Origin of the sequence: Lactobacillus sp. B4005 (assembly GCF_026536045.1) — a bacterium.
GTDB classification, from domain to species: domain Bacteria; phylum Bacillota; class Bacilli; order Lactobacillales; family Lactobacillaceae; genus Lactobacillus; species Lactobacillus panisapium.
The window spans coordinates 592,394-616,707 of the sequence record NZ_JAFNOZ010000001.1 but is presented as its reverse complement, the minus strand read 5'-3'; the positions used below and the strand labels follow the sequence as shown (position 1 = coordinate 616,707).

Sequence of the window (24,314 nt, the reverse complement as noted above, 5' to 3'; positions counted from 1 at the left end):
TTAGTTTAATTAGTTGATTTTATTACAGTAGCAAAAGAAAAAATTGCTGCGACAAGGTAAAGCATAAGACTGCTAATGAAGTTGCACCAATTACATCTGAAGGGTAGTGGGCTTTAAGACTAATGCGTGAAATGACTACCATAATCCAGATCGCAAACAGAGTGATTAAAAGTTTACTACCAAATTGATTTGCAAATATTTTCCATAAAATCAGGACCATTATGGTTGTTCCTAAAACATGACCACTAGGAAAGCTATAACCGTCTTCGAGATTAGAATGTTTAATAGGACGTTTTCGATGCATCCATTTCTTAAGCAGTAGCCCTGTTAAGTCAGTAAAGCCTAGTGTGAATAGCACCCAAAAAGCAGTTAGATTTTTTTCTTCATTAATTAAAAAGCTGGCAAGAAAAATATCCCAAACTACTAAAAGTTTAGGGTCATTGATAAAAGCAATTACTTGCCAGCTAAAACCATTATGTCGCCTAACTAATTTGTGGTGGAGCCAATGGTCAAACAGGTTAAAGCGGCGTGAGTTCCTAATGTTAAATATAAGTAGCACCAGTATTAGAGCAGACATAATTGCAATCCAGATGTTTAAATACAAGACAAACCCCTACCTATCAAACTTTATTCGACTGTATTTTACCAGTTGCCAAGGTTTCAATATACTTTAAAGGACACTCTTGAGTAAAACTTAAGGAAATTGCTAATAAAAGGTAATTTATTAAATTAGTTAGTTAAATAAAACTATTAATTTTGCAAATAACTTTAGCAAGGCAAGTATCTGATTAATCTGAAATTTTATATAAAACCTAGATCAGATTATTTTTAAACTAAGCCTTTAAATCTAGCTTAAAGTAAATACTATTCATGAATAAAATGCAAAAATAAAAGTAATATTATAGTAATTATAAAATATATTTTACTTATAATTGTAGATTGAAAATTCCGACCCTAGATTAATTTGAAATATAAAACGGTTTTTAAGTCGGTAGTTATTTAATTCTCTTGTTTTGAAATTGTTTAGTGACTGTACGTTATTGTCATATCACTATCATTGCCGAAAACAAATCTATCCTTTTAATTAAATTGTAGCAATCTGGTCAAGATTTTATTACCTAAAAGCACTCTTTAAAAATTGCTGTTAATAAATTTAATAGCTATATAAAATGGGATAGTCTATGAGGCTCTGAGAATGACAGTAACTTTGTAAGTAAATAGCTTGGAAAATTACCGATATTCAAGGACTTGTAATTTTACAAATTATTTATTTGATCATTGGTATTACTGGATTAGAGGTAAATAGACATACCCCGCAAGCTAATTTTTATTAACAAATTAAATTATGAACCAATTTCAATGTATTTGTGCAGAGTCTTTTTGGAATTAAATTGATATAAAATTTATTTACGATTCAATGGCTTATCGTGGAAGCGCGACCAATTAGTCAGAAGACAGAAGACTCCTAAAAAGCTGTGTAATGGGTTACTTATTTCTTATTTGGTAGTTCATTCTGCGATGAATTTTTCCTTTTATTTTCCTTTTATTTGTAGATTTTCAGTGCTTATTATTCCTCTGCGTTAAATTGGTAAATAATTTGGCAGCATATTTGATTAGATATAATAATTTTTGGGCATATTCTGTTTATGAATTATATAAAAGTCTAATGGTGCAAATCATTGGTAAGTAATTTTGGTAAAATTAAGGAAATCATATCTAAAATGGACAACGATTAAACGATTATAAGAACAAATTTAGTAAAATTGTAAAATTAATTTTGCAGTTTTACCAATATCATGTATAATTATGATTGTTGTGGAGAGTTGGCAGAGTGGTAATGCACCGGACTCGAAATCCGGCGAACCAAGTTTTCCTTGGCGCGCAGGTTCAAATCCTGTACTCTCCTTAAAATAAGAAACAAGCTTGTAATCAAAGTCTTTACAAGCTTGTTTTAATTTTATACGGCAAATGCACGGTATAAAAATTCTATTTTTGCTTAACATCAGTGAATTTGATCACTTTTCCTCTAATTTAGAAATACTAATCGCAAATTCTATTTAATATTCGCATAATTTTGTTTTATGTCTGCTAACAAGATAAACACCTAACTAAAAAACTAGTTGGCCGTTTCTTTTATATAAGTTAACTGTATCAGCTAGCATTCTATATGGAATGCCATACTGCTCAATAAATTGAATTGGCTCATCAAAACAGTCATATTGTTTTGATGCATATTTAAAAATCAAATTTAGTGAGAATAGGTCTGCACGACGTTCATTCGGCGTTAAAGGTGTTCCACAATAATTGGATAAACCCGGTTCCCCAGCTAAAATATGACCAATTTCGTGACCAATTATGAAAGGTAACTCTTTTTTATTTTTCCAATTTATATTGATAATAATCAATTGTTTGCTTTTGTCGGACAAAGAACTGTATTCTGGTTTGGTAAATATTTGTAAAACGCCAATTTTGTGTTTAAAGGCATAATTATATAGCCAAGCAATTAAATTACTCACGACGTTTACCTCTTTCAATGTCTGAATCCATAAGATTTTTAATAATATCAAGATAATCATTAGGAATAGGTCGGCCACGGTAGGATAATAATTCATCATTTTCAATATCAATCGCATGGCGTTCCTTGATATTAATGGGGGAAGGATCATCAGTATTACCAAGTAGATAATCGGTTGAAGTATGTAATACATTAGCAACTTTTTGTAAGTTATTACTTGTTGGGGTTTGCTTTTTCCAACGATAAATTGAATTAGTTCCTATACCAGCTAAATCATTTACCTTTGCAAGAGTTAAATGATGCTTTTTGGCTAATTTCTTTATTCTTTCAAACGTGCACATATCAAGGATCTCCCTATCCTTGACAAAAAATATTAGCGAATTCACTATTATTATGTTGACTAATTAGCGAAAACGAGTAATAATATATTTGTCAATTAAATCACTTACGGTTTTAAGTAAATAAATGACCACTGCAATTGTATGGGGATACTGTTCAATAGCATTTATTTACTATGCCTTCATATTAGCGTTTGCGCTAATATAAGTCAATCTTATTACGCGATTTAATGATGAAAATTTTTACGTAGAATGGAGGAAGTGAAGAATATCGACAAAATTATAGAGCTAGTAACCTGTAATTATAAATTTAAGTAAAAGTTGAAAAGGGTAGATTATCGCACACTATTAAAAGTTGAGCGAAAATTCTAAATATTAACGGGGCAAAGCCAAAATAATTATCCTTTATTGAAGCAAGCCCCAATGATATATACATTAGGAATATTTTATTGGATATGAAGTGCAACCAAACAGTTCGACATTTTATAATAAGCAAATCTTGATACACGATTTCGATAGTCAATTGAAGTCGTGTATTTTAATTTGGCTTTTTTCTCGAATGTGCTAATGCGATCGATTGTTCGGTGGTCGACTATGTCATGTCTTTTTTTGCGAACTCGTTCTTAAACATCGTCTTTAAGTTTATACTTAATTAATATAAACTTTTATGACCGCTCCATAGAGTCTTTAGAATAATTAGAATTAGCGTATGGCTTAAACATGGACGCATACAATTCTTCAGGACTAGCCCTATAATTTTGTTCCAAGTTGAAGATTTCGCTTTAACTTACTTAAATAATTTTATCATCGAAAAACGACCTCCAAAATTGTTCTAATTTCGGGGGCCGTAACACTTTTTAAACTTCTTTGGTTTAATTTTAAAAAATATGTTTAATGACGACTTCAATTCTTTGGTTTTAAATGTTCTGCGTAAGTCCGAATGTTGTTTTGTACAAATTCCTGTGGTTGAATTTGAAAAAGCGAATCTGGAAAGGAATGTTGCATAATGGCTTGACCCAAGTTAAGTAGAATTAGATTATCAATTTCCACTTTCAAGTCAATGTCCTGGGCAATTTCGCCATTATTTTGCATTTGCGCAAATTTTTCTTCTAAAATATTTCTGATTAAATCAAGTAAGCTTTTAATTACTTTTTTTAGTTCAGGTAATTTTTGTGATTCACGAATACCGGTCAAAAATAACGCTAAGTGCTGTTCAATAAAACCTTGGTAGATTACAGAAAAATTCATGATATCTTTTTCAATGTCACCAACAAGCTGGTAATTATCCCCGACTGTTTGAATATCTTGACGATATTCGGCTACAAGTTGCTGCAAAATACTATATTTATCTTTAAAGTGTCTAAATAAGGTACTTTCATTAACTTGTGCGGCTTGAGCAATTTTTTTTGTAGTTGTTCCTTGATATCCATTTTGAATTAATAAATGTGAAAAAGCTGCCAAAATCCTTTGTTCAACATCACCAGCCATGTTGATCACCTGCCTTAACTTAATTCATCAAATTTTAACGTTGGTTGCTTGTGTCTTATTGTAACAATTATCATATTAACTAACAAGATTCCTACCAGGAGTAGCCAAAAGCCGATTTGTTGCTCCGAAGAAAATGTCCCTCCATAGAGGAAATTAAAGTCAGACTGAATCCCGTAGTATACCGGGGATATGTAATGAACAAGATTAAAGAAAGAATTCATTCCAATCAGTGGAATAATTCCGGCTCCTGAAACGACTTGAATCATTGTCAAAATAATATTAATCGGAGTTCCGATTTGTCCTAATAATAGAAGTGCTATTGTGTTGAAGTTGTAGTAAAGGAAAATTGCCAATGTATGTCCAAACATGATGTTCAAATAATTTGCCATGGATCCTGGCAAAATTTTAAGATCAATCGCACTCACAATTAAGCTTGCTAAAAATGCTATTAGTAAATAAGTACATACCAAATATGCAAATGACTTCCACCGGCCGATTTGAGACGCAAATTTAGTATATACACCATAAAGAAGTAGTGCTCCCATGAGCGTTCCTAAATTAAGTGTGATGTTGATAAAGAAAGGGGCTAGGGCATTGTTTAAACCCTTCGGAACAGAATTGCGGTGCTGAATAGTAAAAGAAGAAGTTTTACTCTGTTGTGCTAATGCCTTTTGCCTGCTTTGAGAAATAATTTGCTGCTTTTGCTTCAAAGCCTCCTTTACTACTTGTTTTTGTCTTAAAGCGGTTTGCGTTTTTAGCTTTTTAATTAAAGCTGGCTGCATTTGTTTGGGTGCTTGAGCAATTGAGCGTCGAGCAGTATTTATTTCAATTTCTGCGTTTGCCCTTTGCTTATTTAGCTCTAATTGTAATTTAGCTAGCTGTGGTTTTGCTATTTTAATTGTCTGACTTTGAACTTGTATTTTCGTGTCAATTGCTTGGCCCATTTTATTGGCTACCGCATTCAAAGAACTACTTACCGACATTTGGTTTGAATCATTAAGATAAAATTTCACTTTAGCGTTTTTGCCATGTGAAAGGTTGTGCTTGAAGTGTGCTGGAATTGCTATCAGCAGGTAACTCTTTCGCTGATCTAGATTCTGTTTTCCTTTTTTGAGATCAGAACTAATTTTTACATGTTTGAACGGAGCTTTAGCTTTAATATTTTCAGCCAGATCCTTGCTGTCAGAGTCTTGATTAATAATTTCGATGGGCAATTCTTTAATCTTGCTTGGCATATTCTTATACCCTGAATCATATATCCAGAATACTAGTCCACCAAAAATAACGGTAATCAACAGTGCGATTACAGTTCCACGACTGCTGATAAATTTTTTGAAATTCATATTTTTAACCTCACTTTTTATTTTGTGTTTGGTGTAGAATAGCATCTTTAATTTTTTAATGCAAGCAAGTACTTGCTTTTTATTTAACAAAAAGATTTTTTGGGAAAGCAAAAAAGGGTGAACTAGCTGGTTCAGCCCTTTTGCTTATAAATATTTTTTTCTTTAGCTTTTACATCAAAAAAATCTGAATATCCAAATAATTAAATTCAGTAAGCCATGACTAAAAATGACCATTTTAATGTCTTTAGTTATTAAATATATTAGAGAAAAACTTAGCCCACTTATAAATAATTGAAAAGTTGACCAAGAAAGCTCGTATCCATGTGCAAAAGCAAAAAGCAGACTAGTGAGAAGAATTGCTAGCCAAAGATTAAGCTTTTTAAAAATCCCGCCTTGTAAGCTACCTTGAAATAGCATTGATTCAAATATAGGACCCGATATAACCAAGGTGAAAAAAACAATCGCGCCTAGTTGAGTGTGAAGTAATCTAATTAAATCATTGTCGTTTGAACTTCCTAATTTTAAAACATTTCCAATTATCGATTCAATCAAAGTTGACAGTATTGTAAAACCGAAAGAAATCAGTAGATTTTTTATGCTTAGTTTGATTGACCAGATCGGCGTGCCGTTAACTTTTTTATAAAGCGGATAAACAGATACAAAACCAACTAGACAGCCAATTATCAGAACCAATACATGGTGCCAAATATTGACATTGTTCCTTGTTTCATTGTCACATATTATATATGCAAGTGTTGGAGCTTCCATAAAAATAAAGGAGAACAGAAACCAGATAAGGAAACCAATGGCTTTTAATAAAGATAAAGTTATTTTTCCTAGTTGTTTCATAATGCCAGATGTTCCTTACTTATATTTAAAGATGCCTAAAAGTTCAGGCAACTCGATTAAATCTTCGAAAAGATTTTTAATTATCGCTAATATTTTGACTAAACTCATAGCCACAATGACTACTCACTTGAAATAGGTCAAATATTTCCTAGTTCTTGTTTGTAAAAACCATTTTTTTCCCAAGACATGGAACATATACCTAAATCGGACTAGCCGTCCAAAGAATGTGCTTTTAAAGTAATTACATTCACTTTTCTTAAAAGACCTAGCTATAAAAATAAAGAGTGTCTACAAACGCTCTTTATTTTCAGTAGTAATCTATCTGACTAATTTATACCAGCCCTTAGCTTTCGGACATTGCCAGAAATATTTACCATGAGCTTTAAAATAGCCGTTAGCCCAACCCTTATGAGTTACCAGCCATTCGTAACTAGCAACATCACGAATATGAACTTTTTGACCTTTTCGCAATGTTTTGGAAGCAACCGCATGGGTCTTATATAATGGATAAGCAATTTTCATTTTATAAATTTTGACTGGCTTAATTACTTTGACCTCGCGCGGCTTAAAGTAATATTCTTTCCAATATTTTGCCTGAACGTTTTGCCCAAAAACATTCAAGGATAACAAAACGCCAAAAATGACTAAAAATGACATTAGTAAAGATTTCCGTTTCATATAGACCTCCTAATTTAATTACCAATATTATCTTGTTATAAACAATAGTTTGCCGATATTTAATCTTAGTTGCAGTCAAACTAAAGCTATATTGATATATTTGCACTATTATCGAATTTAGACAAGAGCAGATTTATTACTCTTTTATCATTTAGCTAGTCCAAGATAAATTTTGATTTTATGTTCAATAAATTTAATATCTTCATTGAGTTGATCCTGTTCTTGATGCAATAAATCCAATTGTTCAAAAAGAAGGACCAACCTTTGGGGAATTGTTTCGTCACCCTGGTAACGCAATTTGGCGTATTCCTGCATTTTTTTAATACTCATGCCGGTTTTCTTCAGTCTAAGAATAAACTTGACCCAATTGATATCTTTATCTGTATATACACGACGGTTGTTTCTGTCGCGGCTTGAAAATATTAATCCCTGCTTTTCGTAATATCGCAGCGTATCAATCGACAGACCACATAATTTAGAAAATTGACCAATAGAATATTGCATAATATTTATCTCTTCTCATCTGTTTTTTAAGATAATAATTACATTCAACTTTTTTTGTGTCAACTTAAAAAAAGTGGTTGACGTGGAGTATACTCCAGCATTTATTCTATAGCAGTAATTTGAATTAGCGAAAAGGAGAATAACATGGCAGAAAATAATCGTTACAAAACTGGTTTAAAGAATTTAGCTAAAGTTGATCAAGAAGCTGGTCAAGCAGTTATCGATTCATTAGCAGGTTTGCCAGAAGATGTTGGTAAATACATTATTGAATTCGCATTTGGCGATATTTATGATCGTGGTGTTTTAGACTTAAAGCAAAGAGAAATGATTACTATTACTAGTTTGCTTTCACAGGGCGATACTGCACCACAATTAAACGTTCACATCAATGGTGCTTTAAATGTTGGATTAACTAGAGAAGAAGTAATTGAGACTTTCATCCAAGCCATTCCTTATGTTGGCTTTCCTAAAGTTTTAAATGCTGTTAATGTAGCTAAACAAGTATTTAAAGACCGTGACGAACAAGGAAAGTAAAATTTTAATTATCAACTAAAACTAGAACCAAAAAATATACAAGTAAAAAAATCACTTCATTATCAGAAGTGATTTTTCTTTTAGATAGTTCTTAAAACAAGATTTGTAAATAAATTAGTAATAATTATTAATAATAACGGCCTTTGCGATTACATTGGTTTCATTGGAGTAGATATGGGGATTGGTTGGATTAAAGAAGATGGCATCATCTTTTTTTAACAGATTTTTCTGATTATTGACCGTAATCCATAATGTTCCGGCTATTACCATTACATATTCCTCGGAATTTGATGAATGCCCAACAGATTTATATTGTGAATGCGGATCTAGCTCCATTTGAAAAAGCTCAAAGCGTCGATGAACTGATTGGGGAAAATAATTAAAAATCCGGTAATGACCATCGGCGGAATGTTGCTGCAGAATTTTACTTTTTTGAATAATTGTTGGTTTATTAAGGTCAGAATCTTCTAAAAGAAGGGTATAGGGAATATTAAGTCCAGCACAAATCTTCCAGATTGTGTTGATTGTCGGATTAGTTGTTCCACCTTCTATTTGTGAGAGCATACTTTTACTAATACCCGCAGCTTCCGCTAGCTGACTAATATTTAGTCCGGCTTTAAGCCGGTAAAACTTAACGTTGTGGGCAATAATCTGATTAATTTCCAATTAGCTTCTCCTTAAAAAGTAATTGACTTTATCTAAAGTTCGTCGTAAACTTTGTTAAATCTAATATATTGAACATATTTATTATATATCGAACGAAAGAGCATTGTAGCAAATTAAACTTGCCTTTGCTTAGGTTCAAATAATTTTTGCTAGTTAAACCTAGTTTACACTATTTTATGCAAATAGTTTTTAAGAAAAAGGGAAAGGTAGATGAGTAGATGGATAACTCTTTATCAAGACATGCCGCATTTGTTGAAACAATACCAACAGTATTTGGCTATTTAGGAATTGCTGCTGCTTTTGGCATCATTGGCCGCGCGAGTGGATTTTCAATCTTAACAGTTTGCTTAATGTCAATTATTATTTATGCCGGATCCGCCCAGTTTACTACAGTAAGTATGCTTGCGGCAGGGAGCCCGATTTTGTCAATCATCCTAGCGACCTTTCTGATTAATTCCAGAATGATTTTAATGAGCACTACATTGGCACCATATTTTAAAAAAGATAGTGTAGGTAAGGGAATAGCCATCGGCACCTTGCTGACTGATGAAAGTTTTGCACTTGGGGTGAACAAATTAAACTATACAGGCGATCGGCTGACTTTTACCTGGCAGAATACGACTAATACTATTTCGTATTTGACTTGGGTAATTGCAACTGCTATAGGTGCATTTCTTGGGGGCTTAATTACCAATCCGCAAAGATTGGGCTTAGATTTTGCCATTGTAGCAATGTTTATAGGTTTATTGTACCTACAGATAATTAGTGATAAAAAAATGAAACAAGCTTTACAGGTGACAGTAGTTTTGATAACAATGGCTTTAACTTACTTATGCATGATTATTTTACCTGAACAGTTAGTTATTCTTGTGGTGACAATTTTAGGGTGCATATTGGGGATGGTAGTGAAACATGTCTTTTTCTAACTACACAATGTTAACAATTATTGGCTGCGGAATTGCCACTTGGCTATCGCGAATTTTGCCATTTGTTTTATTAAAAAAATTTACTTTACCTAAAATAATAGTTGAATTTCTATCATTCGTCCCAATTGTAATTATGGCATCTCTTTGGTTTAGTAGTTTATTTACGCCAAGTCTAGGACATCTTCCCAAAGTTAATGTGGATTATGTTTTGGCATCACTACCCACCTTTATTGTTGCCTTAATTAGTAAATCGTTACTGGTAATCGTTTTGGTGGGCGTAATTTCGTTGGCCTTATTACGTTTAATCTGAGCCACATTAGGAATACTTTTTACTCCTCTTGCATTGGTCTGCACTCCAAGGTTTATAATAACTGCAAAATTATTAAACATAGTTGATTGAGGAATACGCATGGAAACAGTTAAATTAAACAATGGAATTGAAATGCCGCTTTTAGGCTTTGGTGTTTTCCAAATTACTGACAATAAGGAAGCAGAAAAGGCTGTCTTGACAGCATTGGATGCAGGTTACAGGCTAATTGACACAGCTAGCTCATATGGAAACGAAGAAGCAGTAGGACGAGCAATTAAGAAGAGCGGAATAACAAGATCAGATATTTTTGTTACTACTAAATTATGGGTCCAGGACACAGGATATGAAGCCACTAAAAGAGCAATCAATGAATCATTAAAAAAGTTGCAGTTAGATTATCTGGATTTATACTTAATTCATCAACCTTATGGTGATGTTTACGGCACTTGGCGTGCAATGGAAGAAGCATATGAATCTGGGATGATTCGTGCAATTGGTGTATCGAATTTTGAACCCGATCGAATTTGGGATTTGGCTTTGTATAATCGCGTACGACCAGCTGTTAATCAAATTGAGATTAATCCTTGGATGCAACAACAAGATGCTGTTAAATTCTTGCAAGACAAAGCAATTCAGCCAGAAGCTTGGGCACCATTTGCTGAGGGGAAAAACCAGATTTTTAGTAACCCACTTCTACAAGAAATTGGATTGAGTAACCATAAATCGGTAGGACAGGTGATTTTAAGATGGCTAATTCAGAGAAAAATAGTTGTTATTCCAAAATCTGTTCATCGTGAGCGAATTGTGGAAAATAGTAATATTTTTGATTTTACTTTAACTGACCAAGAAATGACCAAAATCAACAGGTTAGATAAACGACAAAGCCAATTTTTTGATCATCGCGATCCGGCTGCGGTTGAACGTATTTATAATATGATTCGCTGATATGAGGAGAATTTTTGAATATTAATGAAGTTAGTTCCCAGTTTAATTTATCAAAAGATACACTTCGCTATTGGGAAAAATGCGGTTTAATACCACCAGTTAGGCAGGACACTAACGGCTATCGTGAATATAGCGAATATGATCAAAATTGGATTTTTTACATTAAAGCTTTACGTCAAGCTGGTGTTTCGGTTAAAAGACTGCAAGAATTTGTGGCTAAATATCAGCAAAAACAGCCACCTAAAGAGCGCAAAAAACTACTTGTGTCTCAGCTAAAAGAACTAAAAAAGCAAGCGATGAACTTACAAAAAGCGATTGATTACCTTGATTTTAAAGTCACACATTTTGATGATCAGCTGCTTACTTATGAAAATGAAAAATTGGCTTATGAAGGAAAAGCAAAAAAGGGTTTACAAAATTAAGTTTCTTTCGTTATAATAATTAAAAAAATTTCGGTTGGAGTTCAAGACTTTCAAGAATTGTTCCTAGGTTTGGGTTGCCTAGGTAATTTCTTGGAAGTCTTTTTTGTGTGAAAGTTGAAGGAAAAATGGAACAAATAAAACTAGTAATTTTAATCTTATTATTCGCCCTAATTGGTGGGCAAATTAGCGTAAGGAGTAAGCTGCCTGCTGTGATTGGCCAATTAATTGCAGGTGTCATCCTTGGTCCGGCATTTTTAAATTGGGTCAGGCCAACTTCACTAATTAAAAATTTAGCGGAAATTGGCGTTATCTTGCTGATGTTTTTAGCTGGCCTTGAAAGTGATTTGACTATTTTAAAAAAGCTTTGGTATCCCAGTTTGCTTGTGGCACTGCTGGGAATGATTGTTCCAATAATTGTTGCTTATTTAACAGGATTATTGTTTGCTTTTGCGCCAATTGATTGTCTTTATTTGGGATTAATTTTTGCGGCGACATCAGTCTCAATTTCTGTGGCGGTTTTACAGGAATTAGGTTGTCTTAGAAGTAAGGAAGGGATGACCATTCTCGGCGCGGCTGTAGTTGATGACATACTATCAATCTTGTTGTTAAGCATCGCAAGCAGTTTGTTTAACACGCAAAGGCCAGTAACTACAGCAAAATATGAATTAGCATGGCACATATTTTGTCAGATAGGCTATTTATTAGTACTAATCATTGGTAGTTTTTGGCTAGCACCAAGGTTGGTTAAATTGTGGACTAAGATTACTGTGCCGGCAGCTAACGTCCTTTTACTATTAGTTATTATTTTAGTGGCTTCTTTTGGTGCAGAATTTGTTGGCTTAAGCGATGTGATTGGTGCCTTTTTTGTCGGACTTGCTTTTAGCCAGTTAAATGAAAAAGCGAAACTGCAAGAAAATTTTACGACCATTGGCTATGGCTTTTTTATTCCGCTTTTTTTCATCAGTATTGGTCTTGAGATGACGTTAACTGGAATCTGGCAAAATATTGGGTTATTTGTACTGCTTTTATTTGGTGCAATTTTATCTAAATGGGGTGGTGCTGGTATTGGTGCTAAACTATCTGGTTTTTCCTTTTTGAGTTCAATTCAAATTGGGGCAGGAATGGTTTCGCGTGGTGAAATGGCCTTGATTGTTGCCCAGATTAGCAGGCAAAAGCACTTTTTAACTTCTACTACTTATTCATTAGTTGTGGGAGTCATTATCTTAACAACTTTGATTGCCCCATTTTTATTAAAGCTAGCTTTTACGGATAAGCAATAAGTTGTTCAAGTCAGAATAATTTTGGATTTACGAATTAAATGCTATGATAGATTTCGTGCTTGCACACAAATAAAGAGATAGATAGGGCGGTATTAATGAAATTTCAACCTAATAATAATTTATTTAGTATTAAATGGTATGTAAGTCAAATGCGTGGTTGGAGCTTTAAAACTTATATGCTATTGATGCTAGGGATCGGCGTCATTATCGGTACGACAATTTCCTCACCAATTGATTTAATTGCGTTTGTGACGATGATTGCAGCTATCATGGGCTTTACGTGTACGTTGGCTATTACTAATGCAAGACCGATTAACGGTGTATTGGGCTTATTATCATCAATTATTTACATTATTGTTTCGATATATGCTAAAAATTATGCCAATGTTGTTTTGCAGGCAGCCTATATTTTTCTATTAGACTTGCCCGTGCTATTTTTACCAGCTTGGACAAAAGATGCAGAAAAACATATTAGGGGGCTCAATTTATCCAAGTGGGTTTATACAGTTTGCTTTTTTATCGTGGTAACGGGCCTGCTTTACTTAATGGACACAAAAATCTTTATTAGTCCAAGGCCATGGATTGATGCAATCGCCGGTGCAATTGGCATCACTGGCTCAGTCCTTTGCACGTTTCGTTTTCGGGAACAGTACTACTTTTGGTCAATTCAGGGAATCTTTGCGATCATTCTGTGGGGTGTTACGGCTTTTCAAGGTGACGCAAATTTAACGTTATTTTTCACGTATATTCTATATTTAAGTAATGACCTGCTTGCTTTTACTGACAAGCATACTAGTTGGTTCCATTAAAAAAATAAAAGGTGAGATCCTCTAATTAGAAGATTTCACCTTTTATTTTTGCAAATGATCTTTGACAATTTTGATTAGTATCTTAGTAGCACCTTTACCAGCCTTGTCATCGTAATATGATTGGTAGCGTTCATCACTTTCATAGCCGTTAACAATTCCTAAATGAATTTCAGTTGAGTAGTTTGGCATAATGACTTTCAGCCAATTTTGATGATCTGTGAAAATGGCATCACTCAATTTACTTTCTGTGCTAGGGTCTTTAACAACTTCTTGTAAATTGCGGACTAAATCCGCTTCAATTGTTTTCATTCGGGTAAAATTTTCATCTGAAAAATCTGCAGCACTTTTAGTCATTTCATTTCTCCTCATGCTTGTATACTTTTTACTATTTTACTATAGCATACTGCTAAATCAGGAAAAATAAATTTAGGGTTTTGACAAGCAGTTGCCTAGCTAATTTTTTGCTGTTTTACGTTAATTGGTCGAGTTAAAGGTAAAAGATATAAATAACGAGAATAAAGCTGTATAATAAAACTAGAGGTGCATTAATGATTATTTTTGTGTGGGCTGAGGATGAGAAACATCAAATTGGTCTAGATGGACATTTACCGTGGTATTTACCTAAGGATTTGGAACATTTTAAAAAGTTAACAGTTGGTCATCCAATTGTTATGGGCCGTAAAACTTTTGCTAGCTTACCTAGGCTGCTACCTAATAGACAACATATTGTTTTATCAAGTAGTTGCGAAGTGGCACACAAATTTGATCACAATAACCAAGTTGTCATATTATCTTCGTTAAATAAATTAAAGCATTGGCTTAAGTCACATCAAGATGAAAAGATTTTTGTTATCGGGGGTACATCGGTTTTCCAAGCATTGAAAAAGCAAGTAGATTATTTAGAAAAAACGGAAATAAAAGCTGTTTTTGCTGGTGACACGATTATGCCGACCATTGACTATTCGCAATTTGAGTTAATAAAAAAAGAGACTCATTTACCTGATGATCAAAATAAATATTCATATGAATTTTTAACTTATGCTAGAAAGGAGAAACGAAATGAAGAAGATGATCATAAGCGTAATCGTTTTAGTGATCAGTATCCTGATCCTTGTTAATAGTATTATTCAAGCTGAAATGATCAATCCTAACTTATGGTGGCAAGTAATTGGCATGGCAATCATTACCTTTGTAGTCGCGCGTGATAATTGGGATCAATATCAGAATTTTCACAAGCATCAGCAAAAATAATTTTAAACGTGGTTGACAGAACTAAAACTAGGTGCTAAATTAATAAACAATTAAATAATTAATACATCTTGAAAAGCAGAGTAGTTATTTGCCAAGTTGATAAAGAGAGCTAACATTTTGGTGAGAGTTAGCAGACAAGGGATAATGAACATGGGCTTGAAATGATGACCGTTAGTGATATTTAGCTTTCGGCGGAGTTGCATCCGTTATTTGTGCAAGCTATTGATAGATAGCTATTGAGGTTTATTACGTGAGTAATAAACAAATTAAAGGTGGTATCGCGAAGCACTCGTCCTTATTTTTAGGGATGAGTGCTTTTTTGTTGAACTTTGGAGGTTCTGTAATGTCGAAGAAGAAGACAAGAAATATTGTTATCGGCGTAATCGTCGCTTTAGTTGTGATTGTGATTGGGTGGTTTAGCTTTGGCCCCAAACCTAATAATAGTCAAAAAGGTGGCAACCATGTGGTTACCGTGGGAATAGTTAGTGAAACTAAGCCAAAGGAAGATATTTGGAATCATGTTGCGGCTACTGCAAAAAAGAAATATGGTGTAACGGTTAAAGTGAAGAACTTTACCGATTACAACCAGCCAAACAAAGCCGTTAAAAATGGTGATATTGACTTAAATGCCTTTCAGCACTATGCCTTTTTGAAAGCGTGGAATAAAGCGAATAAGGGCGGCGTAGTGGCAATTGGCCGCACAGAAATTAATCCGATCAGATTATATTCCAAGAAATATCACAAACTGAGCGACTTACCAAAAGGTGCTACAATTGCAGTTCCAAATGATGCCAGCAACGAATCCCGTGCACTTTTTGTTTTAAAAAATGCCGGCTTAATCGAACTGCGTAAAGGCAAGGAATTAGCTACTGTTGCTGACGTTGTGAAAAATCCTAAAAACCTAAAAATTAAAGAAATAAATGCTGATCAATGTGGTCGGGTAATTGACTCAGTTGATGCCGCAGTTGTTAATAATGACTTTGCTCGTCCCGCTGGTTTAGGTAAGAAACAGACAATCTTTGTTGAGCCGGTTAACAGGGATTCATTAAAATGGGTTAACATCATTTGTGCTCGTAAGGGTGAGGAGAAGAATAAAGATTACCTCGCCGTTGTGAAGGCCTACCAGACCGAAGAAACTAAGCGCTTAGACAAGAAATATTATGGTGACATGCAAAAAACTGCTTGGGACATCAAGTTTTAGTTAGTTTTTAAGTGAATGGAGAAAATTTAATGGGTATTATTGAGTTGCAACATGTCAACGTTGATTTCGCTGATAAAAAAAGAAAAATAGTGCATGCAGTCCATGATGTCAGCCTAACTGTTGAAAAAGGTGATATTTACGGTATTGTTGGCTTTTCTGGGGCAGGTAAGTCAACCTTAGTTAGAACAATTAATTTATTACAAAAACCAACGGCTGGGAACATTAAAGTTAATGGCACAGATTTTGTCAAAGACGGTAAGCAGGTTATTTCTAACAAGAATCTGCAATTGGAGCGTAGAAAAATCGGAATGATTTTTCAAAGCTTTAACTTGCTTAACGAAATAACTGTAGTTGAAAATGTTGCTTTTGCTTTAAAGCATTCTGGCTTAAAAGATAAGGAAATAGAGGAAAAATCCCTGAAACTGTTAGAATTAGTTGATTTAAAGGAAAAGGCAGATTTTTACCCGGTTCAATTATCCGGTGGGCAGCAGCAAAGGGTTGCAATTGCACGTGCTTTAGCCAATGAACCAGATATTCTCATTTCGGATGAAGCTACTAGTGCACTTGACCCGCAAAATACCCAACAGATTTTAACCCTCCTAAAAAAATTAAAAGAAGAACTCAACCTTACAATTGTCTTGATTACACATGAGATGAGCGCGGTTAAAAAGATTTGTGACAAAGTTGCTTTAATGCAGCAAGGAAAAATCATTGAAAACGGTACGCTGCGTGATGTAGTCTTGCATCCGAAAAACAGCTTAACAAAGAGCTTTGTAGGCGGCTCACTAGAAGTAATTAACACATTAGAGTCGCTAAATTTAACTAAGCTAAATGATCATGAAGCAATTTACCAACTTATTTATAGTTTAGCTAACGTAACCAAATCAATTATTATTGACCTTTACCGCCAGATCGGAGTCGAAACTAGCATGCTATACGGGAATGTTGAGTTACTAGACGATGAACCAATCGGTACGCTTTTAGTTTTGGTCAAGGGTGATAACGATAAGCAGAAGCAGACAGTTGCCTTTTTAACCGAAGAAGGAGTAGCAGTAACTAGGTTGAATGAAAAGGGGAATTTGTATGATTAGTTGGTTTAGTAAAATTTTTCCAAATGTCGTGAACTTAGGCTGGGGCGGCGATACTGGCTGGGGAACGAGTATTTTTCAAACTTTATTTATGACTTTTTGGTCAGCAATCTTTGGTGGCATTTTAGGTATCCTCTTCGGGGTAATTCTAGTTTTAACCAAAGAGGGTGGAATCAGACAAAATAAGTTTTGGTTTAATATTTGTGATAAAATTGTTTCAATTTTTCGGGCAATTCCGTTTATCATTTTGTTAGCCTTCATTGCTCCGTTTACCCAATTAATAGTCGGAACGCAGATCGGTATGAATGCTGCACTGGTTCCGTTATCACTTGGAGTTTTTCCCTTCTATGCTCGTCAAGTTCAGGTGGCTTTAGAAAGTGTTGATCACGGAAAAATTGAAGCAGCGCAAAGTTTGGGGGCAACAACCTGGGATATCATTTTTAATGTCTATTTAAACGAAGCTCGTTCAGAATTGGCCCGAGTATCGACGGTAACAATTATTAGTTTAATCGGCTTAACTGCAATGGCTGGTGCTATCGGCTCTGGTGGCTTGGGTAATACGGCCATTTCTTATGGGTATCAGCGTTTTGATAACGATGTGACCTTTGTAGCCACAGTTTTGGTCATTATCCTAATCTTTATTGTGCAAGTTACCGGTGATTTTTTGGCTAAGAAATTAAACCACCAAAATAGGTAAAATAAAACAAAAAAACAACAGGCAAATTTGTCTGTTGTTTTTAACTTATAATTAAACTATTTAACCGCGTCTTTTAAAGCTTTGCCTGGTTTGAAAGCTGGCACTTTAGTTGCGGGAATGGTCAAGGTTTTACCAGTTTGTGGGTTTCTACCTTTTCTTTCAGCACGATCACGAACTTCGAATGAGCCGAAACCGATAATTTGAACCTTTTCGCCTTTAGCTAAGTTGTCCTTGATTGATTCGACTAGTGAATCGATAACTTTTTCCGCATCTTTTTGTTTAAAACCAGTTTTTGCTGAAACTTCTTTGGTAAGTTCAGATTTATTAATTGAAGCCATATTTTCTTCTCTTTTCTAAAAAATTTAAGCAGGACTAATTTGTGATTAAACTATACACGAATTACATAATGCTTTGTGTCGCTTGATATTTCGCAACTTTTTATATTTTAGCACAGTTCGTAGCTTCATCAACAGAAAAAGGCTAAATATCATATTTATTTTTGTCTTTTTAAGATGCGATTAGTCATTTGCTGATAGTTGAGATAAAGAGCTTTAAATCTTGAATGCTTTTCTTTTTGCCAAGGTTTAGGTTTCCCGCAAAAATGTAAAATCGAGGTATTTTCCATTACCCATTCTATATTACAATCGCCGGTACTTCTAGCTAAGTAAACTGAATATGCGCGAGCATCATAATTCCAAAGTGTTTCAGGTATTTTTAGGATGTTTTCACCATAGAGATAATTGAGAATATCCTGATCCGGTAGAATAAGAGTATCGTGATTTTTTTCAATTGCTGCCGTGATATCTTCTATTTTGACCTTTTTTCGCATTTGGTCAAGATCCATTAACATGATGCCTGAATTAAAGTAGCCGGTTGTTGTACCTAGGCGAATGTTGTTGATTGAGCTCATAATATCGGTTAAACCCTCGTGAACAGCAGCAGCAAACATGTTGCCAGCTAAATCCAAGTCCCAAAGCTGTTTAAGTGAATTAATTACTAAAATATCAGGATCAAGGTAGAGTATTCTATGCAAATTAGCCGGTAAAACTTTACCTGATAATAATCTGAAATACATTTCTTTAGGGTAATCATGCAGGTTTAAAAGTGAATCAGGAAATGTAATATTATTATTCATTGCCACAGTTTTGACCTGCATGCCAATTTGCTTACCAAATTTCGTTAGGTCACGTAGAGCAGAATCCTCAATGTTATCATGAATTAACCAAATGCAAAAATCTTGCTCCATATTATTAAGTTTCATTGAATACATCATTACTTCAAGAGGCTTAATGTAGTTTTGGTCAATTGTAACTAAAATTTCAATTATATCGCTTTTTTTCTGCTTCATGTCAGCCTTCCTCAATTAAAAATTATTGTTTCTCTAAATAGTATAAAGCAAAACCGGTTTTAATTCCTTATAAGATATTACTAAATAAGTTTAAACTAAAAGTTTTTTTGACTTTTAACAAAGAAATAAACATACCATCTGATTTATAACAGGAAAAATTTGGCATAAAGTAGTAAAATAGAAACAAATAGATATTTTAATGAGGTGTAAATATGAACAAAAAAACAATTTTAGGTTTAGTGGGTGCTGCTTCGTTATCACTTAGTTTAAGTGCTGCAGCGCCAGTATTGGCAGCAGAAACAAGTAATAGCACAAGCCAATCAGCTACTACTAGTACTGGTACTTCAACTTCGACCACAACGACTGGGGATCAAACTAAGCCTACAACTGGTCAAGATACGACTAAAACGCCAACAACTGGGGATCAAACTAAGCCGGCTGATAACCAGGACGCTTCAAAAACCCCAACAACTGGGAATCAAACTAAGCCAGCAACAGGTAATGATACTTCTAAGAAGCCAAGTAAAAATTCTGCAGATTCTTCTAAAGCCTTATCATTAATGGGTAAGTATGCTAAATTAACAAGGAATTCATATGTTTACGATAAAAATGGTAAACGTGTGAAAAATTCTAAGTTAAAGAAGGGCACTATAATTCTTGTTTCCGGTCTTGCAAATCCGAAAGGCAAGTCTTTAATTGCTTTTAATAATAAGAAGAATCAATACATTAGCGTTAGAAACGTTAAATTGTTTAAGGCAGCTCAATATAAGGTAAAAAAGAAGTCATACGTATATAATAGCAAAGGTATTCGCAAAGCTAACGTATATGTTAAAAAGGGTAAGACCGTGATGGTAATTAATACTAAGAAGATCCATGGTAAAAAGTACGTTCAAATTACTGATACATACTTCATTAGATGGGCAAATTTAGATCATAAAAGTGGTAAAGTTTTAGCTCAATAATTCAATCGATTCAGGTCACTATTTTAAATAGGAGATGCAGCTAATGTCTGATTCTGTTTTTAAAAGAGTAGCAATTAGAAAATATACTAATGAAAACGTTGATCAAGAAGATTTAACTAAGTTGATTGCGGCTTTTCAGTCGGCTCCATGTGGAATGCACCAAACTAAAGATATGCGGATGACTGTTGTGAAAGATAGTTCACTTCTTGATCGGATTGAAACTTTAACCAAGAGTGCTTGTTATGACGCACCATTGCTGTTTGTTATTAACGTAAAGAAAAATAGTATGTTTGGTGAACGCGATGCTTCCGTGGCGGCTGAAAATATTATGGTTGAAGCAGCAGATTTAAATTTAGGTTCAGTTTATTTAATGAATGCGGCAAGAATTCTCAATACTGATGACAAATTGCTAGCAGACTTAGGTATTTCTGGTGAATACGAGGTAAGTGTCATTGTCGCCTGTGGTCATGCGGCTGAACATCCGGATGATGATCGATCTAAACGATATCAAGTATTAATTAAATAAAGCGAAAACGAAGAGCAATCTTCGTTTTTTTGTTTTCAGCAATAGTCTATGAAAGCGCTTATTGCTATAATTAATCTATAACTGATTTAACTAAAAAGGAGGCTTTTGGTAATGAAAAAGATTATTGATAATCCTAACGATGTCGTTGACGAAATGGTTAGCGGGATGAGCAAGGCATATCCACAATATATTCGGCGAATACCGCAAACTGATGCATTGGTGCGTGCGAATGAGGCATCAATGACGGGCAAAGTAGGTTTAGTTAGTGGAGGTGGATCAGGTCATGAGCCGACCCATGCTGGCTTTGTCGGAAAAGGAATGCTAAGTGCAGCTGTATGCGGACAAGTATTTACATCGCCTACACCAGATCAGATTTATGCCGCAATTAAAGCGACTGACCATGGACAAGGTGTTTTTCTGGTCATTAAAAATTATTCGGGCGATGTTATGAACTTTGAAATGGCAATGGATATGGCGGAAATGGAAGATATCAAAGTTAAATCTATTGTTGTCGATGACGATATTGCGGTTGAAAATAGCACCTATACGCAGGGTCGCCGCGGTGTTGCGGGAACAATTTTGATGCACAAAATTTTAGGTGCAGCTGCTCAAAATGGGGCCAGTCTAGCAGAAATTGAAGAACTGGCCAAGCAAGTTTTGCCAAATATTAAAACAATTGCTGTGGCTCTTTCTGCTGCTACCAATCCAGAAACGGGTAAACCAGGTTTTACGTTAAAAGATGATGAAATTGAGTATGGGGTTGGAATTCATTCAGAACCAGGCTATCGGGTTGAAAAGATTAAACCTGCTAATGAATTAGTAAAGGAATTGCTAGGAAAACTTGATAACGAACTAAAATTAGACCCTGCTAAAAAGTATGCTGTGCTGGTAAATGGCATGGGTGCTACTCCGCTGATGGAGCAATACATTTTTACTAATGACTTATTCAACAAGCTGAATGAGAGTGGCCTTAAGCCTGTGTTTACCAAGGTTGGTAATTATATGACCTCTTTGGACATGGCCGGAATTTCACTTACTATGCTAGAAATTCAGGATAACAAATGGCTCGAGTATTTAAATACTCCGGTTGAAACTATTGCTTGGTAAATTAAGGAGAATAATTAAATGGAATTAACTGTCAATCAAACAATTGAGTGGATGACAAAGTTTGCTGCCAAAATAGCTGAAAATAAGCAACTTTTAAGTGATCTTGACACGCCAATTGGAGATAGTGACCACGGCTTTAATATGGATCGGGGTATGCAAGCAGTAGTTAAAAAACTTTCTACTACTCCTCCAGCTTCAGAATCAGAGGCTCTAAAGGAGATTGCAATGACCCTGATTTCAACAGTTGGTGGCGCGTCTGGTCCTTTATATGGAACAGCTTTCTTGGAAATGGCTAAAAAAAGTGCTACTACAACAGATTTAGGCGAATTATTAGAAGCTGCGTTAAATGGGATTGAAAAACGCGGTGGTGCACAGCCAGGGGATAAAACTATGGTTGACGTCTGGGCACAACTAGTACCAAAAGTTAAAGAAGGCCAGTTAACCGAGTCTAGAATTACTGCTGCAGTTAAAAGTACCGCTCCAATGATTGCCAAAAAAGGTCGAGCATCATATTTGGGCGAGCGTTCTAAAGGACATGTTGACCCAGGTTCACAATCAAGTGGCTACTTATTCGCAGCATTACTTGAAACGGAAGGATAATTATGACTTTTGGAATAACCATTGTTTCCCATGTGCCAGAAATAGCTATTGGCATTGAAAAGCTTATTAAGCAGGTGGCTAAAGATGTGCCTTTCACTCTTGCTGGCGGTACCAATGACAATGATATTGGCACTAGTATGGATAAGATTATTAATGCTTTTAACGAAAATCAGGCAGATGAAATCTTAGCTTTTTATGATCTAGGCAGTGCCAAAATGAACCTAGACATGGCCGTAGAGTTTTCAGACAAAAAAGTTCATTTATATAACACTGCATTTATTGAAGGGGCTTATACTGCCGCTAGTTTACTTCAAGCTAATGTCCCACTTAATGAAATAGAAAAACAATTACAGCCTTTAGTTGTTAAGGAGTAAAGAAAGAGCATGAATAGTGCAATATTGGACATAAAAAATATATTCTGAAAATAATTTGTTTCTGAAAAATTTTCATAGAATTATGATGTAGCACATTATCACAGTAAGTAAAACAAATGAATAATGTTTTTTTATTGCAGTAGATTAAAAGATTCTTAGATATTTTTATTTTGTTTTTATAGCTTCTTCGCTATGGTTAGCTCAAACAATTTAGAATTGAAATGAATTATAGCTGATCTTATATTTCTTTTGTCCGCTTATCAATTTCTAGGCAACTAGAGCTCTATTAAACGCTATTTGAAACATTAAATCGAAATGTTTTTATTATCAGTAATTAACAAGAATTTTTTAGCTTGTAGTTGGATTCTGCTTATGGATATGAAAATTAAAAATAACATTAGTTAATATTTTAGCTTTAAAAAACTCATGACTACTAAAATCAGAAAATGATCTGTAGTAGTCATGAGTTTTTCTAACTTTTAAAGTTCTTGTACTTATGGCTTAAAGTGCCGTAATATTTCGATACCTTTTTTTTGGTATTTATTAGGAACAAAGCTTTTGCGCATAGCAATTTGCATATAAGCATATAATTTTTGCCCTGGCTTTAAATGAATCACATGAATACCAGTTTCGTCTTTAAGGCTACTTTCCATTGCTAGGGCAATACCAATATTCCTTTTTACTAAGTCAATCATAGTTTGCATTGTTTGAGCAGTATAAATTATATCAGGTGAAAAGTTACCCAGTTTTCCAACTTCTTCTAAGCATTCTCTTGTTAAATAACCTTGTGAACGAGCTATAAATTTCCGATTACGTAAATCAGAGGCGTTAACTTCGCTAACTTCTTTCCAGGGATCATTTAAACCTGTAATAATAACCAATTCTGTTTTTTTAAGGTTATGAACAAAATATTCAGGATCGTTAATCGGGACCATCCATGAATAAATCGCAACATCAACTTCACCATTTGTTAGATCAGAGAATGCATCAGTTGATCTTTCAATATTAGTGTCAATGAGGTCAGTTAAGCCTGCCTGGTAAAATTGCATAATTATATCGGCAATAAATGAGTTGCCTGCTTCACCCGAAAAAGCTAATCTTATTTTTTTATCACTAGCATGCTTAACATCATAATTAATACTGGCAATGTCTTGTAACAAAATTTTAGCTTTTTGATAAAGTAGCTCTCCAGCATTTGTCAAAGTAATTTTGCTCTTTCTATTTTTTTGCAAAATAAGTGGATCGTTGAATTTATCTGCCAGCCGTTTAATTGCCATTGAAATGGTCGGCTGGGTTACGTCAAATAATTCAGCTGTTGCTGTATAATTACCTGTTTCTACTAATTTACAGAAGTATAGAAGATCTTTTTCGTTCATATTTATCTCCTAATTAATTAAAAACTTTTATAATCTTATCTTTTTTGATTATATTAAACTTGAGAAAAAATTGCAATTTTTCCTTACTTGACAATACTTTTGAATAATCTTTTATAATAAAAATTTTTAAAAAATAAATTGGACTTAATTTTTCTTAAAGGATATATTTCATTAAGT

General features: G+C 34.2%; 30 protein-coding genes, 1 tRNA gene and 1 other annotated feature. Of the genes, 18 read left to right on the top strand and 13 right to left on the bottom strand.

The window, feature by feature from the left end:
• Positions 1-22: 22 nt before the first annotated feature.
• On the bottom strand, positions 23-577 hold the full coding sequence (locus J3U73_RS02965) for a phosphatase PAP2 family protein (RefSeq protein ID WP_220269689.1): 555 nt from the start codon (positions 575-577) through the stop codon (positions 23-25).
• 1,240 nt (positions 578-1,817) lie between these two features.
• Here J3U73_RS02965 and J3U73_RS02960 point away from each other — a divergent pair.
• Positions 1,818-1,906, top strand: a tRNA-Ser gene (locus tag J3U73_RS02960).
• 202 nt (positions 1,907-2,108) lie between these two features.
• On the opposite strand, the gene J3U73_RS02955 is transcribed toward J3U73_RS02960, so the two are convergent.
• The 7 genes from J3U73_RS02955 to J3U73_RS02925 form a co-directional block, all read right to left on the bottom strand.
• On the bottom strand, positions 2,109-2,516 hold the full coding sequence (locus J3U73_RS02955; RefSeq protein WP_267409512.1) for an ImmA/IrrE family metallo-endopeptidase: 408 nt from the start codon (positions 2,514-2,516) through the stop codon (positions 2,109-2,111).
• Complete coding sequence (locus tag J3U73_RS02950) at positions 2,509-2,856, bottom strand: helix-turn-helix domain-containing protein (protein ID WP_220268047.1); 348 nt, start codon at positions 2,854-2,856, stop codon at positions 2,509-2,511. Before J3U73_RS02950 ends, J3U73_RS02955 begins: the two co-directional genes overlap by 8 nt.
• A gap of 900 nt (positions 2,857-3,756) precedes the next feature.
• Entirely contained in the window at positions 3,757-4,341 is a 585-nt protein-coding gene (locus tag J3U73_RS02945; RefSeq protein ID WP_267385523.1) for a TetR/AcrR family transcriptional regulator, read from the bottom strand.
• A gap of 14 nt (positions 4,342-4,355) precedes the next feature.
• The gene (locus tag J3U73_RS02940; protein WP_267409511.1) at positions 4,356-5,684 is read right to left on the bottom strand and encodes an ABC transporter permease; all 1,329 of its coding nucleotides are present in this window, start codon (positions 5,682-5,684) and stop codon (positions 4,356-4,358) included.
• A 174-nt stretch (positions 5,685-5,858) separates the two neighbouring features.
• Positions 5,859-6,533 carry a CPBP family intramembrane glutamic endopeptidase gene (locus J3U73_RS02935; RefSeq protein WP_267409510.1) on the bottom strand — a complete coding sequence of 225 codons (675 nt, stop codon included), beginning with the start codon at positions 6,531-6,533 and terminating at the stop codon, positions 5,859-5,861.
• Positions 6,534-6,851: 318 nt separating this feature from the next.
• Positions 6,852-7,211 (bottom strand): hypothetical protein, encoded by a 360-nt coding sequence (locus J3U73_RS02930; RefSeq protein ID WP_267409509.1) that lies wholly within the window; start codon positions 7,209-7,211, stop codon positions 6,852-6,854.
• Positions 7,212-7,358: 147 nt separating this feature from the next.
• Positions 7,359-7,715 (bottom strand): MerR family transcriptional regulator, encoded by a 357-nt coding sequence (locus J3U73_RS02925; protein WP_220219738.1) that lies wholly within the window; start codon positions 7,713-7,715, stop codon positions 7,359-7,361.
• A 144-nt stretch (positions 7,716-7,859) separates the two neighbouring features.
• Here J3U73_RS02925 and J3U73_RS02920 point away from each other — a divergent pair, with 144 nt between their 5' ends.
• Positions 7,860-8,249 carry a carboxymuconolactone decarboxylase family protein gene (locus J3U73_RS02920; RefSeq protein WP_220232028.1) on the top strand — a complete coding sequence of 130 codons (390 nt, stop codon included), beginning with the start codon at positions 7,860-7,862 and terminating at the stop codon, positions 8,247-8,249.
• A gap of 114 nt (positions 8,250-8,363) precedes the next feature.
• On the opposite strand, the gene J3U73_RS02915 is transcribed toward J3U73_RS02920, so the two are convergent.
• Positions 8,364-8,915: a helix-turn-helix domain-containing protein gene (locus tag J3U73_RS02915; protein ID WP_267409508.1), complete on the bottom strand. Its 552-nt coding sequence runs from the start codon at positions 8,913-8,915 to the stop codon at positions 8,364-8,366.
• 218 nt (positions 8,916-9,133) lie between these two features.
• Here J3U73_RS02915 and J3U73_RS02910 point away from each other — a divergent pair, with 218 nt between their 5' ends.
• The 6 genes from J3U73_RS02910 (at position 9,134) to pnuC (ending at position 13,607) form a co-directional block, all read left to right on the top strand.
• Positions 9,134-9,841 (top strand): AzlC family ABC transporter permease, encoded by a 708-nt coding sequence (locus J3U73_RS02910; protein ID WP_103751715.1) that lies wholly within the window; start codon positions 9,134-9,136, stop codon positions 9,839-9,841.
• Positions 9,828-10,151: an AzlD domain-containing protein gene (locus J3U73_RS02905; RefSeq protein WP_220219735.1), complete on the top strand. Its 324-nt coding sequence runs from the start codon at positions 9,828-9,830 to the stop codon at positions 10,149-10,151. The genes J3U73_RS02910 and J3U73_RS02905 overlap by 14 nt, the downstream gene beginning before the upstream one ends.
• Positions 10,152-10,250: 99 nt before the next feature.
• Positions 10,251-11,096: an aldo/keto reductase gene (locus J3U73_RS02900; RefSeq protein WP_267409507.1), complete on the top strand. Its 846-nt coding sequence runs from the start codon at positions 10,251-10,253 to the stop codon at positions 11,094-11,096.
• Positions 11,097-11,110: 14 nt separating this feature from the next.
• Entirely contained in the window at positions 11,111-11,518 is a 408-nt protein-coding gene (locus J3U73_RS02895) for a MerR family transcriptional regulator (protein WP_267409506.1), read from the top strand.
• Positions 11,519-11,643: 125 nt separating this feature from the next.
• Positions 11,644-12,798 carry a cation:proton antiporter gene (locus tag J3U73_RS02890; RefSeq protein ID WP_267409505.1) on the top strand — a complete coding sequence of 385 codons (1,155 nt, stop codon included), beginning with the start codon at positions 11,644-11,646 and terminating at the stop codon, positions 12,796-12,798.
• Between the two features lie 95 nt (positions 12,799-12,893).
• Positions 12,894-13,607 (top strand): nicotinamide riboside transporter PnuC, encoded by a 714-nt coding sequence (pnuC, locus tag J3U73_RS02885; RefSeq protein ID WP_220219731.1) that lies wholly within the window; start codon positions 12,894-12,896, stop codon positions 13,605-13,607.
• Between the two features lie 42 nt (positions 13,608-13,649).
• Here the strand turns inward: pnuC and J3U73_RS02880 are convergent, their stop codons facing one another.
• On the bottom strand, positions 13,650-13,961 hold the full coding sequence (locus J3U73_RS02880; RefSeq protein ID WP_416381464.1) for a TipAS antibiotic-recognition domain-containing protein: 312 nt from the start codon (positions 13,959-13,961) through the stop codon (positions 13,650-13,652).
• A 194-nt stretch (positions 13,962-14,155) separates the two neighbouring features.
• On the opposite strand from J3U73_RS02880, the gene J3U73_RS02875 reads away from it, so the two are divergent.
• From J3U73_RS02875 to J3U73_RS02855, 5 genes are all read left to right on the top strand, one after another.
• Entirely contained in the window at positions 14,156-14,725 is a 570-nt protein-coding gene (locus J3U73_RS02875; protein WP_220219729.1) for a dihydrofolate reductase, read from the top strand.
• Positions 14,667-14,858: a hypothetical protein gene (locus tag J3U73_RS02870; protein WP_127326205.1), complete on the top strand. Its 192-nt coding sequence runs from the start codon at positions 14,667-14,669 to the stop codon at positions 14,856-14,858. The genes J3U73_RS02875 and J3U73_RS02870 overlap by 59 nt, the downstream gene beginning before the upstream one ends.
• 59 nt (positions 14,859-14,917) lie before the next feature.
• Positions 14,918-15,158: a binding site (T-box leader), on the top strand.
• Between the two features lie 43 nt (positions 15,159-15,201).
• Positions 15,202-16,059, top strand: a complete 858-nt coding sequence (locus J3U73_RS02865) for a MetQ/NlpA family ABC transporter substrate-binding protein (RefSeq protein ID WP_267409504.1) — start codon at positions 15,202-15,204, stop codon at positions 16,057-16,059.
• Positions 16,060-16,088: 29 nt separating this feature from the next.
• Complete coding sequence (locus J3U73_RS02860) at positions 16,089-17,150, top strand: methionine ABC transporter ATP-binding protein (protein ID WP_267409503.1); 1,062 nt, start codon at positions 16,089-16,091, stop codon at positions 17,148-17,150.
• Positions 17,143-17,844 carry a methionine ABC transporter permease gene (locus J3U73_RS02855; RefSeq protein ID WP_220268032.1) on the top strand — a complete coding sequence of 234 codons (702 nt, stop codon included), beginning with the start codon at positions 17,143-17,145 and terminating at the stop codon, positions 17,842-17,844. Before J3U73_RS02860 ends, J3U73_RS02855 begins: the two co-directional genes overlap by 8 nt.
• 56 nt (positions 17,845-17,900) lie before the next feature.
• On the opposite strand, the gene J3U73_RS02850 is transcribed toward J3U73_RS02855, so the two are convergent.
• Complete coding sequence (locus tag J3U73_RS02850; protein WP_220268031.1) at positions 17,901-18,182, bottom strand: HU family DNA-binding protein; 282 nt, start codon at positions 18,180-18,182, stop codon at positions 17,901-17,903.
• A gap of 155 nt (positions 18,183-18,337) precedes the next feature.
• Positions 18,338-19,192: a glycosyltransferase family 8 protein gene (locus tag J3U73_RS02845; RefSeq protein ID WP_220268030.1), complete on the bottom strand. Its 855-nt coding sequence runs from the start codon at positions 19,190-19,192 to the stop codon at positions 18,338-18,340.
• A gap of 212 nt (positions 19,193-19,404) precedes the next feature.
• On the opposite strand from J3U73_RS02845, the gene J3U73_RS02840 reads away from it, so the two are divergent.
• The 5 genes from J3U73_RS02840 to dhaM all read left to right on the top strand — a co-directional run bounded on the left by J3U73_RS02840 (position 19,405) and on the right by dhaM (position 22,761).
• Positions 19,405-20,154 (top strand): SLAP domain-containing protein, encoded by a 750-nt coding sequence (locus tag J3U73_RS02840; RefSeq protein WP_267392624.1) that lies wholly within the window; start codon positions 19,405-19,407, stop codon positions 20,152-20,154.
• A gap of 43 nt (positions 20,155-20,197) precedes the next feature.
• Positions 20,198-20,680, top strand: a complete 483-nt coding sequence (locus J3U73_RS02835; RefSeq protein WP_220268028.1) for a nitroreductase family protein — start codon at positions 20,198-20,200, stop codon at positions 20,678-20,680.
• Between the two features lie 111 nt (positions 20,681-20,791).
• Positions 20,792-21,787 carry a dihydroxyacetone kinase subunit DhaK gene (gene dhaK / locus J3U73_RS02830; protein ID WP_267409501.1) on the top strand — a complete coding sequence of 332 codons (996 nt, stop codon included), beginning with the start codon at positions 20,792-20,794 and terminating at the stop codon, positions 21,785-21,787.
• Between the two features lie 18 nt (positions 21,788-21,805).
• Positions 21,806-22,387 (top strand): dihydroxyacetone kinase subunit DhaL, encoded by a 582-nt coding sequence (gene dhaL / locus J3U73_RS02825; RefSeq protein ID WP_267392626.1) that lies wholly within the window; start codon positions 21,806-21,808, stop codon positions 22,385-22,387.
• A gap of 2 nt (positions 22,388-22,389) precedes the next feature.
• Complete coding sequence (gene dhaM / locus J3U73_RS02820) at positions 22,390-22,761, top strand: dihydroxyacetone kinase phosphoryl donor subunit DhaM (protein WP_267409500.1); 372 nt, start codon at positions 22,390-22,392, stop codon at positions 22,759-22,761.
• Between the two features lie 494 nt (positions 22,762-23,255).
• Here dhaM and J3U73_RS02815 read toward each other — a convergent pair whose 3' ends face one another.
• Positions 23,256-24,137: a LysR family transcriptional regulator gene (locus J3U73_RS02815; RefSeq protein WP_220268024.1), complete on the bottom strand. Its 882-nt coding sequence runs from the start codon at positions 24,135-24,137 to the stop codon at positions 23,256-23,258.
• Between the last annotated feature and the right edge of the window lie 177 nt (positions 24,138-24,314).

What these genes read in the sequence shown, in the direction of transcription:
- J3U73_RS02965 (WP_220269689.1), bottom strand. Translation starts at nt 577, where the DNA reads ATGTCTGCTCTAATACTGGTGCTACTTATATTTAACATTAGGAACTCA.
- J3U73_RS02950 (WP_220268047.1), bottom strand. Translation starts at nt 2,856, where the DNA reads ATGTGCACGTTTGAAAGAATAAAGAAATTAGCCAAAAAGCATCATTTA.
- J3U73_RS02945 (WP_267385523.1), bottom strand. Translation starts at nt 4,341, where the DNA reads ATGGCTGGTGATGTTGAACAAAGGATTTTGGCAGCTTTTTCACATTTA.
- J3U73_RS02940 (WP_267409511.1), bottom strand. Translation starts at nt 5,684, where the DNA reads ATGAATTTCAAAAAATTTATCAGCAGTCGTGGAACTGTAATCGCACTG.
- J3U73_RS02935 (WP_267409510.1), bottom strand. Translation starts at nt 6,533, where the DNA reads ATGAAACAACTAGGAAAAATAACTTTATCTTTATTAAAAGCCATTGGT.
- J3U73_RS02930 (WP_267409509.1), bottom strand. Translation starts at nt 7,211, where the DNA reads ATGAAACGGAAATCTTTACTAATGTCATTTTTAGTCATTTTTGGCGTT.
- J3U73_RS02925 (WP_220219738.1), bottom strand. Translation starts at nt 7,715, where the DNA reads ATGCAATATTCTATTGGTCAATTTTCTAAATTATGTGGTCTGTCGATT.
- J3U73_RS02920 (WP_220232028.1), top strand. Translation starts at nt 7,860, where the DNA reads ATGGCAGAAAATAATCGTTACAAAACTGGTTTAAAGAATTTAGCTAAA.
- J3U73_RS02910 (WP_103751715.1), top strand. Translation starts at nt 9,134, where the DNA reads ATGGATAACTCTTTATCAAGACATGCCGCATTTGTTGAAACAATACCA.
- J3U73_RS02905 (WP_220219735.1), top strand. Translation starts at nt 9,828, where the DNA reads ATGTCTTTTTCTAACTACACAATGTTAACAATTATTGGCTGCGGAATT.
- J3U73_RS02900 (WP_267409507.1), top strand. Translation starts at nt 10,251, where the DNA reads ATGGAAACAGTTAAATTAAACAATGGAATTGAAATGCCGCTTTTAGGC.
- J3U73_RS02890 (WP_267409505.1), top strand. Translation starts at nt 11,644, where the DNA reads ATGGAACAAATAAAACTAGTAATTTTAATCTTATTATTCGCCCTAATT.
- pnuC (WP_220219731.1), top strand. Translation starts at nt 12,894, where the DNA reads ATGAAATTTCAACCTAATAATAATTTATTTAGTATTAAATGGTATGTA.
- J3U73_RS02880 (WP_416381464.1), bottom strand. Translation starts at nt 13,961, where the DNA reads ATGACTAAAAGTGCTGCAGATTTTTCAGATGAAAATTTTACCCGAATG.
- J3U73_RS02875 (WP_220219729.1), top strand. Translation starts at nt 14,156, where the DNA reads ATGATTATTTTTGTGTGGGCTGAGGATGAGAAACATCAAATTGGTCTA.
- J3U73_RS02870 (WP_127326205.1), top strand. Translation starts at nt 14,667, where the DNA reads ATGAAGAAGATGATCATAAGCGTAATCGTTTTAGTGATCAGTATCCTG.
- J3U73_RS02865 (WP_267409504.1), top strand. Translation starts at nt 15,202, where the DNA reads ATGTCGAAGAAGAAGACAAGAAATATTGTTATCGGCGTAATCGTCGCT.
- J3U73_RS02860 (WP_267409503.1), top strand. Translation starts at nt 16,089, where the DNA reads ATGGGTATTATTGAGTTGCAACATGTCAACGTTGATTTCGCTGATAAA.
- J3U73_RS02855 (WP_220268032.1), top strand. Translation starts at nt 17,143, where the DNA reads ATGATTAGTTGGTTTAGTAAAATTTTTCCAAATGTCGTGAACTTAGGC.
- J3U73_RS02850 (WP_220268031.1), bottom strand. Translation starts at nt 18,182, where the DNA reads ATGGCTTCAATTAATAAATCTGAACTTACCAAAGAAGTTTCAGCAAAA.
- J3U73_RS02845 (WP_220268030.1), bottom strand. Translation starts at nt 19,192, where the DNA reads ATGAAGCAGAAAAAAAGCGATATAATTGAAATTTTAGTTACAATTGAC.
- J3U73_RS02840 (WP_267392624.1), top strand. Translation starts at nt 19,405, where the DNA reads ATGAACAAAAAAACAATTTTAGGTTTAGTGGGTGCTGCTTCGTTATCA.
- J3U73_RS02835 (WP_220268028.1), top strand. Translation starts at nt 20,198, where the DNA reads ATGTCTGATTCTGTTTTTAAAAGAGTAGCAATTAGAAAATATACTAAT.
- dhaK (WP_267409501.1), top strand. Translation starts at nt 20,792, where the DNA reads ATGAAAAAGATTATTGATAATCCTAACGATGTCGTTGACGAAATGGTT.
- dhaL (WP_267392626.1), top strand. Translation starts at nt 21,806, where the DNA reads ATGGAATTAACTGTCAATCAAACAATTGAGTGGATGACAAAGTTTGCT.
- dhaM (WP_267409500.1), top strand. Translation starts at nt 22,390, where the DNA reads ATGACTTTTGGAATAACCATTGTTTCCCATGTGCCAGAAATAGCTATT.
- J3U73_RS02815 (WP_220268024.1), bottom strand. Translation starts at nt 24,137, where the DNA reads ATGAACGAAAAAGATCTTCTATACTTCTGTAAATTAGTAGAAACAGGT.